General features: G+C 51.8%; 13 protein-coding genes. 11 read left to right on the top strand and 2 right to left on the bottom strand.

Annotation, left to right across the window (positions count from 1 at the left end; translation table 11 throughout):
• The first annotated feature begins 185 nt into the window (after positions 1 to 185).
• From ACVBEJ_RS03325 to ACVBEJ_RS03310, 4 genes are all read left to right on the top strand, one after another.
• Positions 186 to 485: a type II toxin-antitoxin system Phd/YefM family antitoxin gene (locus ACVBEJ_RS03325; RefSeq protein ID WP_447128179.1), complete on the top strand. Its 300-nt coding sequence runs from the start codon at positions 186 to 188 to the stop codon at positions 483 to 485.
• Positions 486 to 874: 389 nt separating this feature from the next.
• On the top strand, positions 875 to 1867 hold the full coding sequence (locus tag ACVBEJ_RS03320; protein ID WP_447128178.1) for a hypothetical protein: 993 nt from the start codon (positions 875 to 877) through the stop codon (positions 1865 to 1867).
• A gap of 261 nt (positions 1868 to 2128) precedes the next feature.
• Entirely contained in the window at positions 2129 to 3949 is a 1821-nt protein-coding gene (gene typA / locus ACVBEJ_RS03315) for a translational GTPase TypA (RefSeq protein ID WP_447128177.1), read from the top strand.
• Positions 3950 to 4116: 167 nt separating this feature from the next.
• Positions 4117 to 5187 (top strand): GGDEF domain-containing protein, encoded by a 1071-nt coding sequence (locus ACVBEJ_RS03310; protein WP_447128176.1) that lies wholly within the window; start codon positions 4117 to 4119, stop codon positions 5185 to 5187.
• Between the two features lie 135 nt (positions 5188 to 5322).
• Here ACVBEJ_RS03310 and ACVBEJ_RS03305 read toward each other — a convergent pair whose 3' ends face one another.
• A complete protein-coding gene (locus tag ACVBEJ_RS03305; RefSeq protein WP_447128175.1) occupies positions 5323 to 5898 on the bottom strand; it encodes a DNA-3-methyladenine glycosylase I in 576 nt (191 codons plus the stop codon).
• Positions 5899 to 5946: 48 nt separating this feature from the next.
• Here ACVBEJ_RS03305 and pip point away from each other — a divergent pair, with 48 nt between their 5' ends.
• Both pip and dtd read left to right on the top strand, forming a co-directional pair.
• Positions 5947 to 6906 (top strand): prolyl aminopeptidase, encoded by a 960-nt coding sequence (gene pip, locus ACVBEJ_RS03300; protein WP_447128174.1) that lies wholly within the window; start codon positions 5947 to 5949, stop codon positions 6904 to 6906.
• A 56-nt stretch (positions 6907 to 6962) separates the two neighbouring features.
• Positions 6963 to 7400 (top strand): D-aminoacyl-tRNA deacylase, encoded by a 438-nt coding sequence (dtd, locus tag ACVBEJ_RS03295; protein WP_447128173.1) that lies wholly within the window; start codon positions 6963 to 6965, stop codon positions 7398 to 7400.
• A 131-nt stretch (positions 7401 to 7531) separates the two neighbouring features.
• Here dtd and ACVBEJ_RS03290 read toward each other — a convergent pair whose 3' ends face one another.
• Entirely contained in the window at positions 7532 to 8791 is a 1260-nt protein-coding gene (locus tag ACVBEJ_RS03290) for a 6-phosphofructokinase (protein ID WP_447128172.1), read from the bottom strand.
• 274 nt (positions 8792 to 9065) lie between these two features.
• Between ACVBEJ_RS03290 and mpl the strand changes: the two genes are divergently transcribed.
• The 5 genes from mpl (at position 9066) to ACVBEJ_RS03265 (ending at position 15482) form a co-directional block, all read left to right on the top strand.
• On the top strand, positions 9066 to 10418 hold the full coding sequence (gene mpl, locus ACVBEJ_RS03285) for a UDP-N-acetylmuramate:L-alanyl-gamma-D-glutamyl-meso-diaminopimelate ligase (RefSeq protein WP_447128171.1): 1353 nt from the start codon (positions 9066 to 9068) through the stop codon (positions 10416 to 10418).
• A 3-nt stretch (positions 10419 to 10421) separates the two neighbouring features.
• Entirely contained in the window at positions 10422 to 11033 is a 612-nt protein-coding gene (locus ACVBEJ_RS03280; RefSeq protein WP_447128170.1) for a flavin prenyltransferase UbiX, read from the top strand.
• Between the two features lie 198 nt (positions 11034 to 11231).
• The gene (locus tag ACVBEJ_RS03275; protein ID WP_447128169.1) at positions 11232 to 11846 is read left to right on the top strand and encodes an RNA polymerase sigma factor; all 615 of its coding nucleotides are present in this window, start codon (positions 11232 to 11234) and stop codon (positions 11844 to 11846) included.
• Complete coding sequence (locus ACVBEJ_RS03270) at positions 11843 to 12907, top strand: FecR family protein (protein WP_447128168.1); 1065 nt, start codon at positions 11843 to 11845, stop codon at positions 12905 to 12907. Before ACVBEJ_RS03275 ends, ACVBEJ_RS03270 begins: the two co-directional genes overlap by 4 nt.
• A 166-nt stretch (positions 12908 to 13073) precedes the next feature.
• Entirely contained in the window at positions 13074 to 15482 is a 2409-nt protein-coding gene (locus ACVBEJ_RS03265) for a TonB-dependent receptor domain-containing protein (protein ID WP_447128167.1), read from the top strand.
• Positions 15483 to 15507 lie beyond the last annotated feature (25 nt).

The following is a 15507-nucleotide window of genomic DNA, read 5'->3' as shown; positions in this document are numbered from 1 at the left end:
CATACTATTTTTTTGTCTTTGCCTTAGAAAAATCAGCGATGCTGTGCCCCGACAACGATGCTCAAGTGTACCTCTCTGCCGATCCAGTGGATATGTCTAAGATTTGAACAATTGACAGAGTACGGAAATATAGTACAGAACAGTAATTAAACAGCAAATTCGCTGTTAAAATATTGAGGTAAGCCATGCAAACAACCGACATTTACCCCGTTTCCGACTTCAACAGGAAGCCTTCTGAGCATATTAAGCGTATTCAGGAAACCAAGAATCCAGAGGTTTTAACTGTGAACGGCAAGGCCGCTCTTGTGATGATTGACCCTGAATCTTTCGACCAGCTCAGGCAGGATGCAGAACTGTCTCGCACCTTGGAAGAAATTGCAGCAGCCAAGGCGCAGATAGAGAACGGGCAGTATCAGTCATTAGATGATGCTTTTGATACATTAAAAACACGGATGAGGGTGCGCTTCTCTGGTACAGACATATAACATAATCATTCCCGATTTTGTTCGGGATAAATATGAAATCAGGCAATTATTGATCGGGACTTGCCGCATTCTGTTTGCAATAAACGGCGATACAGTTTCGTTGTTGAACTTTAAGGGTGGTAAACAAAACAAGCCCCCTTGCCAAGCACTTAATAATTGGTATTCGGTCGCAGCTAATAGCCTAGATCCATCGGATGATTGGTCATGGAACCCTGCAACACAATTTCCTGATCGTGTGTGGGATGAAGGCTTTTCACGTTACAACACAGGTAGTCCTATATATTCTCCCAATGGGAACGGCGGCAATCGAAATTGCTCTGCAAATTCGGCTGGTTGTAACTACGCTAATCTCGTTCGTGGTCATATAAATTCGAATCCTTGGTAGAGTTATGAAAAATATATACACACTAGCTACTTTGCTTGTTATTGGAGCTGTTTTTTGGGTTTCTTATCAGGACGATACTGTGCCGCCTTTGGCTTTCACTGTTTGCTCAGATGGAAAGGTATATGTAGTTGACTTAAAAAAAGGCATGGTTTCTCATATATCAAAAAAAATTCCTGATATAGGAGGAGCAAGTCAGATCGATATCGATTCAGAGCGGTCGCTTCTTTACATAAGCAGTGACAGGAGTATTAGTGGTGAGCCTTTTATTCCATTACTATCTCTAGATATTAGAAATTTTGGTTTTGAGACAAAGAGTAGGTTTTTCATAGATGAAACAAAGGGACTATCAGAGTTGAAAATAGAGGATATTGATGAAGTTTATTCATTCAGATTATCTGATGATGGTGAGAAAATTTTTGTAGGAAATAATATCAACTCTAAGTTGTTTTCAGTTGTTGATCGGCAGTCTGGAAAAGTTGTTGCTGGGACTGACACGTCTATATCTCAAAAAAACTTCTTTTCTCCAGATTCTAAAAGTATCGCCAGTATTTGGACGTCTGGGAAAAAAAGAATACCTTCAGCAACAGGCTTCACTATTAAAGAATGGAAAGGCGGGGTAGTGGTTCAGGATATATATAGTGGCGAAATTTTATTCAAAAAAGAGCTTGAAGGGAATAAAGGTATGTATCCACCTTGGCGTGAAGGTATTCCTAAACGCCACTATCAAGTAGTCAATAACCAATTCTTGGAGGTTTACGACAGGGAGTCAGGTGTCAAAGAATCAAGGATAGATTTAGTTCAACTGTCTGGCATGAAACCTAATGTTGGCGTTACGCAAGATATGACTCCAGTGTATGGAGCTAAAAAATTGATTTTACCCATGACTAATAAAGATAAATCATATGTGGTATCTGTTGATACAAAGCGAGAAAGGATGGAGTTTTTAGTTGAGGTCGGCCCTTCACCTTGTACAAATGTCGAAGTGCTAAAGAAGTAGCTTTGTTGACGAATAAAAAATAGAAGAGTAACGGCTTAACAGTTTCAAAAAATCTGCCAGCATTATGCCCTGCCAGTAACCTAGTAGGGCATTTTATTATTTTCCAATAACGCGCATGAATAACGTACAATGCGCGCCAATTTTCTACTCCATTTGAAGCTTGTGGCCTCAGCATGAACTGAGGTGGTAGGGCTGCCTATAAACCTAATTTCTGTCCATATTGTCGCCAGAAATACCAGAATTGAAATCAAAGGCTAAAAAATGTCTTTTAAAGTCAGTAAGTTACGAAATATAGCGATCGTGGCCCACGTAGACCACGGCAAAACCACTCTGGTGGACAAGCTGTTGCAGCAGTCTGGCACTCTGGATCGCAAGGATCAGGGCGCGGAGCGTATTATGGACTCCAACGACCAGGAGAAAGAGCGCGGCATTACCATTCTGGCGAAGAACACCGCTATTGAGTGGAGAGGTTACCACATCAATATTGTTGACACCCCGGGGCACGCGGATTTTGGCGGCGAGGTGGAGCGGGTGCTGTCCATGGTGGATTGCGTGCTGCTGCTGGTGGATGCGGTGGACGGCCCCATGCCGCAAACCCGTTTTGTCACTTCCAAGGCCTTTGAAAAAGGCCTCAATCCCATTGTGGTGATCAACAAGGTGGACCGCCCCGGCGCTCGCCCGGACTGGGTGCTGGATCAGGTATTTGATTTGTTCGACCGTTTGGGTGCCACCGACGAGCAACTGGATTTCCCGGTGATTTACGCCTCTGCCCTGAATGGTGTTGCCGGCTTGGAAGCGGACGAACTGGCGGAGGATATGACGCCGCTTTTCGAACAGATTGTCGAGCAGGTGCAGCCGCCAAAAGTGGATGTGGGTGCGCCTTTGCAAATGCAGATTTCTGCCTTGGACTACAACAGTTATGTGGGCGTGATCGGCATTGGCCGTATCACCCGCGGCACCTTGTCCCCCAACGATCAGGTGATGGTGGTGGGCGCCGACGGTAAGCAGCGCAAGGCCAGGGTATTGCAGGTAATGGGGCATCTTGGGTTGGAGCGTGTTGAAGTAAAGCAGGCCTCCGCTGGTGACATTGTGTGTATTACCGGTATCGATGGTTTGAATATTTCCGATACGTTGTGCGACCTGGGTAATCCAGAGGCGCTGCCACCCCTGTCGGTGGATGAGCCCACGGTAAGCATGACCTTCCAGGTAAACGACTCGCCCTTTGCGGGCAAAGAGGGCAAGTTTGTTACCTCCCGCAATATCAAGGAGCGTTTGGAACAGGAGCTGATTCACAACGTCGCCCTGCGGGTAGAGCCCGGCGACAGCCCGGACAAGTTCAAGGTGTCTGGTCGTGGCGAACTGCACCTGTCGGTGCTGATTGAAACCATGCGTCGCGAGGGTTTTGAGCTGGGTGTTTCCCGCCCGGAAGTGGTGCAGAAACAGGTGGGCGACGAAATCCACGAGCCCTTTGAGCAAGTGGTGATTGACGTGGAAGACCAACACCAGGGCTCGGTGATGGAGGAGCTGGGGCTGCGCAAAGCGGAGCTCACCAATATGGAGCCGGATGGCAAGGGCCGGGTAAAACTGGAATTTATTGTGCCCTCCCGTGGCCTGATCGGTTTCCGTGGTCTGTTTCTCACCCTGACTTCAGGCAGCGGTATTATGACCAGCATCTTCGACCACTATGGCCCGGTAAAGGCCGGTGAAGTGGTGAGCCGCCAGAACGGTGTGCTCTGCTCCATGGTGAATGGCAAGACGCTGGCTTACGCGCTGTTTACTCTGCAAGATCGTGGCCGCCTGTTTTTGGGCCACGGTGTGGATGTGTACGAAGGTCAGGTGATCGGCATTCATTCCCGCGACAACGACCTGGCGGTAAACCCCACCAAGGGCAAGCAACTCACCAATATTCGCGCCGCCGGTACCGACGAGGCGTTGACCCTGACGCCCCCCATCAAGCACACCCTGGAACAGGCGCTGGAATTTATTGAAGACGACGAACTGGTGGAAGTCACCCCGGAGAGTATTCGTATTCGCAAAAAGCTGTTGAAAGAAAATGAGCGCAAGCGCGGGCGGAAGTTTTAATTTCTCCCTCGTCATCGCGAGCGCAGCGCGGCGATCTCTATCTGGGTACTTCGATGTCAGGAGATTGCCGCGGCCTTCGGCCTCGCAATGACGGGGCTTGTCATTGAGAACCCCTCAAGTTCACCGCATAATACAGAGCGTTCAATAACCATAACAACGAGAGTGCCATGCCTGCGGATCAGGAACTCACCAGCCATCAGGAAATGTTCCAGCAGCTTCGCCGGGAAGATGCACTGTTTACCCTGCCGCTGTGCCTGACCTTTGCTGCTCTGTTTACCCTTGGCTACGCCGCCTGGTTTTACCTGGATGGCCTCAGTGTCTTTTCCGTTGTTCTTACTATTATTGGCGCCAGTGCCGTGGTGTTACTGGTGCTGTGCTCACACCTTGCCAAGGTGAATCCGTTGCCCATGCAATTGCTGTTTGGGGCGTTAATGGTGGTGGCTTGCCAGGCTATTGTGGTACTGAGCCCTGTCGCTGAAGTGGGAGTTGTAGGGGCACTGGCAATAATCCCGATTGTGGTTGCAGGTTGCGGGTACCGGCTTGCCGCTGGCTTGTTGGTACTCAACTTGTTGTTGATTATTGTCTGGGCCAACGGCTGGCTACAATGGCATGTGGCCGACCATGGTCGTGATATGACATACAGCCTGATCTTTGGCTACAGCTCAGTGGCGCTTTTTTTACTGATGATGGATTTTTATCGGGAACGCAGCCGCATGCGTTTATTGGGCGCGAGCGAAAAGTTCAGCCGCAGCGCCACTCAGGACGAGCTCAGTGGCCTGCCCAACCGCCGGGAAATGGAACGCCTGCTGGGTGGTTGCATCAACCGCTACCACCTCAGCGGCGAGGTGTTTTCGGTGGTGGTTTGCGATATCGATAATTTCAAACAATTCAACGACAGCTTTGGTCATCAGTTTGGCGACCGCCTGGTTAAAGCGGTGAGTGGCGCCCTGCAACGGGGCCTGCGCAGCGATGACGTGGTGGCCCGCTGGGGCAGTGATGAATTTTTGGTGCTGCTCAGCGGCCAGAAAATGGAAGCTGCTCACCAGGTGGCAGAACGCCTGCGCCGCAATGTGTCGGCATTGCAGCTGGAAGTATCCGGCGAAATTCAGAACATCACCATGAGTTTTGGCCTCGCCTGTATGGAAGGGCACGAAGGTGCGGATGATTTGGTGTCTACTGCCGATCGCGGGCTTTATCAGGCCAAGCAGATGGGGCGGGATATGGTAGTCGCCGGCTAAGCCAGCGACAGGACGCCGCTTCGCGGCTACAGGGCGCGCTTTGCGCTTACAGGTTACAGAAGACAGGGGTTTTCCTGTAGCGGGCCAGGCCCGCGTCCTGTAGGGCGTAAGCCCGTGCTGTCAACTGTTAGCTATTTATTTGCACTCCCTATGCCGAAAGCAACCCACCACATGATCATTCACCATCCCCGTAGCCTGCATATGGGCGTAGCAGATGGTGGTGCCGAAAAAACGGAAGCCGCGTTTTTTCATGTCTTTGCTGATGGTATCGGAGAGGGGCGTTGAGGCGGGCACTTCTGCCAGAGATTTCCAGCGATTCTGTATCGGCTTTCCACCCACAAACCCCCAGATGTAATTGCTGAAACTGCCGTACTCTTTTTGCACGTCCAGAAAACACTTGGCGTTGCTGATGGCGCTTTCAATTTTCAGACGGTTGCGCACGATGCCGGCGTCTTGCATCAAGCGCTCCACACTGCGGCTGTTAAAGCGCGCTACTTTGGCAGCGTCAAAATCCGCAAAGGCTTTGCGGTAGTTCTCGCGCTTTTTCAAAATGGTAATCCACGACAGCCCGGCCTGGGCGCTTTCCAGAATTAAAAACTCGAACAGGGTGTTATCGTCGTAGCAGGGCACACCCCACTCGGTGTCGTGGTAGTGTTGGTACAGTTCAGAATCGCCGCACCATTCACAGCGATGATTGCCTTGCTTAGACACAGCTAACCCCCTAACCTTATTTGTACGAGCTTTTTAGAGTGGCCAATAATGCGCAGCTTCTACCCCAATATCAAACCCTACAAAGTGCACATGCTGGCTGTTGATGCACTTCACCAACTGTACGTGGAGGAGTGTGGCAGCCCGGATGGTATTCCGGTGCTGTTTGTTCACGGCGGCCCTGGTGCCGGATGTAGCAAACAGGATCGTTGTTTTTTCGACCCGGAAAAGTACCGCATCATCCTGTTTGATCAGCGCGGCTGCGGCCGCTCTACGCCCCATGCATCGCTGCAAGATAACAACAGTCAGGCGTTGGTGGCGGATATGGAGTTGATTCGGGAATCGCTGGGGGTGAGCAAGTGGATGTTGTTCGGCGGCTCCTGGGGGTCTACCTTGAGCTTGCTGTATGCCCAGAATCACCCTGAGCGGGTGTTGGGGCTGATTTTGCGGGGCATCTTTTTATGTCGCCAGCGGGATATTCACTGGTTTTACCAAAGTGGCGCCGATCACTTGTTTCCAGATTACTGGCGCGACTATCTGGAGCCCATTCCCCCGGCGGAGCGGGACAACATGGTGGCGGCCTATCACCGCCGCCTTACCGGTGACAATGAGCTGGAACGCATGAGCGCCGCCAAAGCCTGGTCTATCTGGGAGGGGCGTTGCGCCACCTTACACCCCAATCCCCAGGTGGTAGAGCGCCTCGGCAGCCCCCATATGGCCCTCGCCATGGCGCGGGTGGAGTGCCACTATTTTCACCACGGTGCTTTTCTGACAGAGAACCAATTGCTGGCCAATGCGGAAAAGTTAAGAGGTATTCCCGGTATTATTGTGCACGGCCGTTACGATGCCGTGTGCCCGGTGGATCAGGCATTTGCCCTGCACCGGGTGTGGCCACAAGCGCGCCTGGAGATTATTCGCGATGCCGGCCACGCGTCATCGGAACCGGGTACATTGGATGCCTTGGTAAAAGCCACTGATGAAATGGCGAATAAACTGGGTGATTTGGCGTAAGGTTATTTATCCCGTCATCCCCGCCTGCGCGGGAATGACGACATTGGAGGGGGTCATTGTTAGGTTTAATTCAGCGGGTTTCCCGCGCAGATGTTGTAGTTGCAGGGGAAACCGTTGGCGAAATCAATCGTGGAATCCTGCTGCTGCTGGGCGTGCAAAAAGGCGACGACAAAGCCAAAGCTGACAAGCTGATTCACAAAGTGCTCAACTACCGCATCTTCCCCGATGACGACGGCAAGATGAACCGCAGTGTTGCCGATATTGGTGGCGGCGTGTTGGTGGTTTCCCAGTTCACTCTGGCGGCGGATACCCGAAAAGGGCTGCGACCCAGTTTTTCCTCAGCCGCGCCACCGGCAGAAGCTGAGCAGTTATACAATTATTTTGTTGAGCAAATAAGAGCGCAGCATAGCCCTGTTGCCACCGGCGAGTTTGGTGGTGATATGAAAGTGTCGCTGTGTAACGATGGGCCGGTGACGTTTATGCTGGAAGTGTGAGATTAACGGCTGTCATCCTGAGGAACGCAGTGACGAAGGATCTCGGAATTATTAAAAAAGAGATTCTTCGCTGCACTCAGAATGACAGATTCGCTCGAGTTGCGGGTTTCGCGTAACTCGCAACGCGAAATTTACACCTTAAACCGTTTCTTCAGCTTCTTTTCCACCAACACCTTTTTCAACCGTGCATACTGCGGAATACCGTTTTTGTAAGGCGGGTAATCTTCTCCCTGAATCAACGGCTGCAGATAGGCCCGGCCCGCTTCAGTAACGCCAAAGCCGTCGCGGGTGATGTAGCTGCGAGGCATCATTTTTTCCACATTGGCGACTTTGCCCAGCGGTGCTTCGCCCACGCTCCAGCTGTATTTTTTGCCTGTGCCGCGCTCAATAGTCACCATCAGCGCGTTTTTGCCCTGCTCCGCCAGCTCCACAGCGTGGCGGCCCACGGCGTAGGCTTGTTCCACATCGGTGGCGGAGGCGATATGGCGGCCCGCCCGTTGCAGGTAATCCGCCAGTGCCCAGTGGTATTTGTAGCCCAGTTCGTCTTTCACCATATTGGCCAGGGTGGGGGCCACGCCTCCCAGTTGTTTGTGGCCAAAGGCATCGGTGGTGCCGGCGTCCGCCAGGAAGGTGCCGTCTTTGTACTGCGCGCCTTCTGAGGCGACAATCACGCAGTAGCCGTTTTTATTGACGGTCTGTTTGACCTTGCGCAGAAATTTTTCTTTGTTAAAGGCGATTTCCGGGAACAGGATAATGTGGGGGGCGTCGCCTTCCTGCTCCTGTGCCAGTGCACCGGCGGCGGCAATCCAGCCCGCGTGACGGCCCATTACCTCCAGAATAAATACCTTGGTGGAGGATTCACACATGGACGCCACATCCATGCTCGCCTCTTTGGTGGACACTGCCACGTACTTGGCCACCGAGCCGAAGCCGGGGCAGCAATCGGTCAGGGGCAGGTCGTTGTCGACGGTTTTGGGCACGTGAATGGCCTGAATGGGATAACCCATTTTTTCCGATAGCTGGGAAATTTTCAGGCAGGTATCGGCGGAATCACCGCCGCCGTTGTAAAAGAAGTAACCGATATTGTGGGCCTTGAACACCTCGATCAAACGCTCGTACTCGGCGCGATTTTCTTCCAGACTTTTGAGCTTGTAACGGCAGGAGCCAAAGGCGCCGGACGGAGTGTGCTTGAGGGCGCTGATGGTACGACGAGTCTCCTTGCTGACGTCGATCAGTTCTTCCCTCAGGGCGCCGATAATACCGTTGTTGCCCGCGTATACCTTGCCGATTTTTTTGCTGGCGCGAGCCGCTTCAATCACACCGCAGGCAGATGCGTTGATAACAGCGGTAACACCGCCGGATTGGGCATAGAATGCGTTTTTTTTGGCCATTGTGTTCCCCGAAAATGGTCATTTCAATTGGCGGCGATGATAACGGAATGGCGGTGGGGTTGCGAGTTGCGTGTTGCGCGCAGTTCGTGCCTGCCGGTCATCCTGAGCGCAGCGAAGGATCTCGATATTGCTGCAACCTCTGAGATCCTTCGCTGCGCTCAGGATGACAATCTCGTTCAATCTGCCCGCAGCCCGCAACCATACCGCCCGTTGCCCGCAGCTCACCCCGAGTGCGATAATCCCGCCATCAAAAAAAGACTGAATCGAACAAAACATGCACATCCATATTTTAGGCATCTGCGGCACCTTTATGGGCAGCCTGGCGCAGCTGGCGGTGGCCAGTGGCCACCGGGTGAGCGGCTGCGATGCCAATGTCTACCCGCCCATGAGCACCCAGCTGGAGCAGGCGGGTATCGATATTATCCAGGGCTACGATCCGGCCCAACTGGATCCGGCGCCGGATCTGGTGGTGATTGGTAACGCCATGTCCCGCGGCAACCCCTGTGTGGAGGCGGTGCTCAACAAGGGCATTCCCTACACCTCCGGCCCGCAGTGGCTGGGTGATGTGTTTTTACAAGACAAATGGGTGCTGGCGGTGTCTGGCACCCACGGCAAAACCACCACCAGCACCATGTTGGCGTGGATACTGGAATACAGCGGCTATCAGCCCGGCTTTTTGATTGGCGGCGTGCCGCAGAATTTTGGTGTGTCTGCCCGCCTGGGGGAATCGCCGTTTTTTGTGGTGGAAGCGGATGAATACGACAGCGCCTTTTTCGACAAGCGCTCCAAGTTTGTTCACTATCGCCCGCGCACCTTGGTTATGAACAATCTGGAATTTGACCACGCAGATATATTCCCCAACCTGGCAGCTATTCAAACTCAATTCCATCACCTGGTCAGAACGGTGCCGGGTATCGGCAAGATTATTGCCCCGGCAGCGGACCTCAATCTGGCAGACGTATTGGCAAAAGGCTGCTGGTCAGAGCTGGAAAAAACCGGCAGCGAGAAAGACTGGCAGGCCCGCTTGATCAACAGCGATGGCAGCCACTACCGCGTGCTGCTGGCGGGCGAAACCCAGGGGGAAGTGCGCTGGACCATGACCGGCCAGCACAATGTGGATAACGGTCTGATGGCCATTGCTGCCGCCCGCCATGTGGGGGTGGAGCCGCACACCGCTTGTGAAGCGCTCTGTGCGTTCGAGGGCATCAAACGGCGTATGGAGTTGTTGGCGGACTGCAACGATGTCAAGGTTTACGACGACTTTGCCCACCACCCCACCGCCATTGCCACCACGTTGCACGGGCTGCGGGAAAAGGTTGGCGACGAAAAAATTATCGCGGTGATAGAGCCCCGTTCCAACACCATGAAAATGGGTCATCACAAAAGCGAACTGGCGCAATCCTCGGCGTTGGCGGATCAAGTATTGTGGTTTCGCTCAGAAGGCATGGAATGGCTGGACGATGTGGCAGCAAACAGCCCGGTGCCAGCCAGCACTGAAACCTGCCTGCAGGCTCTTCTGCAACAAGTCACCACTGCCGCCCGGGGCGGGGCTCATGTGGTGGTGATGAGCAACGGCGGGTTTGGTGGTTTCCATCAAAAACTGATTCACGCATTAAAAGGGGCATAGCCCATGTCGGACTTCCAAAAAACCGTTACCCTGGCCATGACCGGCGCCTCCGGTGCCCAGTACGGCTTGCGCTTGCTGGAATGTTTGCTGGATGCCGGTGTGCAGGTGTATTTCCTGATCTCCGAAGCCGCTCATATTGTGGTGGAGGCGGAAACCGATATGGAGCTGCCCAGGGACGAAGACGAACTGGAAATATTCCTCTGTAATTACTTTGATACCGAAGCCGGGCAGCTGCGAGTGTTTGGCAAGCGTGACTGGTTTTCGCCGGTGGCCTCTGGCTCCGCATCCCCCACCGCCACCGTAATCTGCCCCGCCAGCGGTGGCACCCTGTCAGCGGTGGCCTCCGGCGCCAGCAACAACCTGATCGAGCGTGCCGCTGATGTGGCCATCAAGGAAAAGCGTCAGTTGATTATGGTGCCCAGAGAAATGCCGTACTCTGCCATCCACCTGGACAACATGCGCGCCCTGGCCCACCTGGGCGTCACCATCATGCCCGCCAGCCCCGGCTTCTACCAGCGCCCGCAATCGGTGGAAGACATGGTGGATTTTGTGGTGGCGCGGGTACTTGACCACTTGGGGGTGGAACAGGATTTGGTGTCCCGCTGGGGGGAATAGCGATTCTGGTTTATATTCTGTCATCCTGAGCGCAGCGAAGGATCTCGGTGCCGGCATTCGCTGTGAGGTCCTTCGCTGCGCTCAGGATGACAGGTATTGCAGATTATAGTGGGTAATCTTCCCCTCGCCTCAGTAACGCCAATATCATCGCTTTACGGTTTTTGTCTCGATAGTGCTCTCATTGTTTTAAAGTAGGCGATGCGCCGTTCAAAACCAGCATCTGAGGGCAAACAGACTTTGGCGAAAAAGCACAACCGCATACTGGAGGCGTTTTACCAATACCGCGATGTGCTCGTGCGGACTCTGGTGCGCATGTCGGTGGCGCCTGCTGATGTGGACGATATTTTGCAAGAAACCCTGGCTCGTACCATTGATGCCGACCAGACCAACTCTATCGAATTTCCCAAGAGCTATCTGTTCTCTGTATCTCGCAACATGGTCTTGCGCGAACAAAAACGAAAGTCTCGCGAAGTCCTTACCAGCATCGACGAGGCGATCGCCGATGAGAATGCTCATGAATCATCCGATGACCTGTATTACCGCCAGATGCTTGCGGTTTTTTGGGCAGCGATGGACAGCCTCCCTCAAGCACAACGTCGTGCCATTATGTTGCGACGTATTTATGGCTTATCTCAAAAGGAGGTTGCTGAAAAGATGAATGTTTCCGTCAGCTCCGTAGAAAAGTATTTTGCCCAAGGTATACGGCGCTGTCAGGACACCATGAAAAACAAAGGCTTCGACGTGAGTGACATGGCACAAACAGGTCGCGCGACCAAAAAAGCACTACAGGTGCTTGAGCGTAAAAAGAAATGAGTAAAGATCAGGATTTGATTGATTTGGCGACAGTCAGGGAGGAAACCCCTGATGTGGCTTTCTGGCTTGCCAAACTTGATCGAGGTGACTTGAGCCGTAGCGAAAAAGCGGAATTCAAACAGTGGCTAAATGAAAACTCCGAACATAAAACAGCCCTGCGTGACATGATTCAGTATTGGTATGGCTTGAGTGACTTGCTCGACCACTCAACAGTCCGTACTCGGGAGGTTGCCTGTGCAACAGTCTCAATACGGAGATTGATGTTGCTGTCCTTGGCGAAATTGATGGCGAAAGCCAGGCCCGTTGCAGTCATGGCAGTGCTCGCTGTTGTGGTTGTTTCTGGAGCCCTGTTTGTTGTTGACTTTAGCCCTTTAGAGCCGACCACGGAATATCATGCCACCAAAGTTGGTCAAGCGAATATCCTTGAGCTGGAAGATGGCTCAACAATTCATTTGAATACCAATACGATTCTTGAGAAAGAGTATTCCAGTAAAGTTCGGGTGGTGAGATTGATTTCCGGAGAGGCCGTCTTCGATGTCGCGCACGACAAAAAACGGCCATTCCTGGTGTACGCTGGCAACGGAGTGGTTCGCGCTATTGGCACCCGGTTTTCTGTACGGGTTCGCGATAATGGAGTCAGCGTAACTGTGGCCGAAGGTAAGGTGGCTGTGGCGGATCGTGCACAAATACCCAGCGCTTGGCCCAGCGAGGACAGCCTGAATGCAAGTGCCCTGTTTGTCGCCCGGGGCGAAGCGGCAAAAATTGAGCTGTCAACCGGCACAGAGAAAGAAGATATTACCGAAAGCCAACTCGCAGAACGACTGTCCTGGACTAATGGGCAATTGGTTTTTTATGACCAGCGTCTGGAGTCTGTTGTGGATGAAGTGTCTCGTTATACCACAGTTCAAATCAGTTTCTCTGACGATGTTTTAAAAGAACAAAGAATTACAGGGATTTTGCCAATCGGTGAGATTGAAACTATTCTGGAAGGAATTGAGCTGTCATTGGCTCTTGAAACGGAATGGATATCCAATACGCACGTTCAGCTATCGACTAAATAGTAGCGTGAATGACACAAATTACATCGTGCTCTAAAAAATATTGTGGTTTTTCGCTTTTGCTTACTCTCACAAAGTAGACTGCGATAAAAAGGAGCCTCTCAAATAGCTTAACCGGTTTATGACAATTTCTGTGGGGAAAGTGTTGCGGAGTTTGGTGGTAGTTTTGATGTCAGCCTTTTTGTGCGTCACCACTGCTATCGCTGAGAATGACACTCCAGCGAAAACATACGACTTGAAAATTCCTGTCCTCGATATCGAAGAAGCGTTGTTTGCACTTGCGCGATTATCGAACAAGGCATTGATTATGCCGTCAGGGGGCAAGTCGGGTTTCCGCTCACAGCCATTGGATGGAACCTACTCTTTGTCGCAAGCGTTAGAGCTCATGCTGAAGGGCACAAATTTTACTGGCAGTCTGACCCAACGTGGTGTTATCGCGATCTCGCGCATACACCAAAATACAAAATCAGAGGGGCATGACATGCAAAAGAATAAACTGGCAACCGCGCTCTTGGCATCTGCTGCGGCGATTACAAATGTCGCCACACAAGCACAGGAAAATCAACAGAACGAAGAAAACGCCGATAACGCTTCAAAAAAGAACTGGCATTTCGAAGAAATTATTGTCACGTCAACTCGACGGAATACCTCATTGTTTGATACGCCGTCCGCCGTAACTGCATTTGGTGAAGGTTTTTTGGATGATCGCAGTATTGACTCCATCAATGACCTGGTCGCATTAACCCCAGGCCTTTTTGCGCCACCAATCAGCCCCTTCACTGGTGGCAACAGCTTCACAATTCGCGGTGTTACCGCACAAAATCTGACAACGGCGACGGTGGGGGTTTATCTGGATGAAGTGGCGCAAACGTTTTCTGGTGGCAGCAATGAGCCAACTATCCGTACGTTTGATCTGGAACGTGTGGAAGTGCTCAGAGGGCCACAGGGAACTCTGTTTGGCGCTGGTGCCATGGGCGGCGCCATCCGTTACATCACCAATAAACCGGATGCATCTGAATTTGGTGCCAAAGTCCACCTGGAGGGGTCGTCTACCCAGCGAGGCGGAGAAAACTACGCCGTAGACGGCATGATCAATATTCCCTTGGTGACAGACAAATTGGCGCTTCGGGTAACGGCAAGCCAACAAGATACGTCAGGCGTTATTGACTTGCTAACAGCGGTTGACGGGCCTTTTGAAGACGCAGACTCAAGAGAGCAGTCATCCGTTCGCGCTGTATTGCGCTGGACACCCAGTGAAAATCTGACAATCGATTTTCAGGCCTGGCACGACGAGAACGAGTTGCAAGGGTTGTCGTTGGTAAACACCGGTTCACCTTCACCTTTTGAGGACAATGTGGAATTCGGTCCTCGTTCCAATAGCAATGTTGATTTTGAGCAGTACGCCGCAACAATTACATACGATGCAGGCTTTGCTGAAATTGTTTCCACCACCAGTATTATTGAAACCGACAACCGTGCCGTATTTACCGACGGCTTTGCAGGTGGGGCAATCATACAAACATTGCCATTTGAAGGCTTCAGTCACGAAACAAGGCTTGCCTCGCAAAATGATGGCCCCTTGAGCTGGATCGCGGGGGTGTTTTATCAGGACAGCGAATCTCTGGACGGGCGGTTTGATTTGACGGCCTTTGGCGCGACTGCGTCTTCCGACGAAGAGCGTGAACAGGTTTCTATCTACGGTGAGTTGAGTTATCAGGCAACTGAAAAGCTGCAGTTAACGGCCGGGTTGCGTTACTTTGACGAAGATGTTGAGCAGAGCAATTTTACCCAATTCTTTGGCATAGAATCCATCCTGGATGGCGATGCCAACTTTACAGAAGTATTGCCAAAATTTCAGATGCAATACAGTGCTTCAGATAATTTGAACCTTTATGCTTCCGCCTCTCAAGGCTTCCGGGTTGGCGGTGCCAACCTGGTTTCATCCCCTGCGGATCCAGCTTCTTTTGATCCCGATGATTTATGGGCATACGAATTCGGGGCGAAGTTCGTTGCCAACGATAGTCGTGTGAGTGGCGGTGTTGCGCTTTTCTATAACGACTGGTCCGAGATTCAGGTGTTTACCCCGGCACCCAGCGGATTCGGAAATCTGACCCAGAATGCGGGTGATGCACATATATTAGGGTTTGAGGCGGAAGTTTCCTTCGAGGTGTCAGAAGGCTTCGTCGTCGGGTTCAACGGATCGGTTCTTGAAGCGGAATTTGACAACCCAACGGTGGTGGTTGGTGGAATGATTGATGCGGGTGATCGCATCAATAATATTCCAGAAAACAGTATGGCGCTGTTCCTCGATTATTCTGCAAACCTTGTCGACGATTGGGATTATTCCATTCACTTTGACGCATCCTACTCCGGGAACGAAGTCAATCTCCAACAGGCGCGCCAGGTTGATGGCACCACCCTGGCCAATGCTCGTGTTGCCTTTAAATACAGGGGTACAGAGGTGGCTTTGTTTATGAGAAATGTTTTTGACGATCAGACTCCCAGGGCCTTCAATACTTCTTATTTTAGTGCGCCCAGGCCTCGAACTATCGGTATAGATCTGATCACAAATTTCTGAACAGTATTAAACCGGCAATCTTATA

This window comes from Porticoccus sp. GXU_MW_L64, assembly GCF_052983295.1.
Note: the sequence above shows the minus strand (reverse complement) of the source record. Positions and strands in the feature narration are given on the sequence as shown.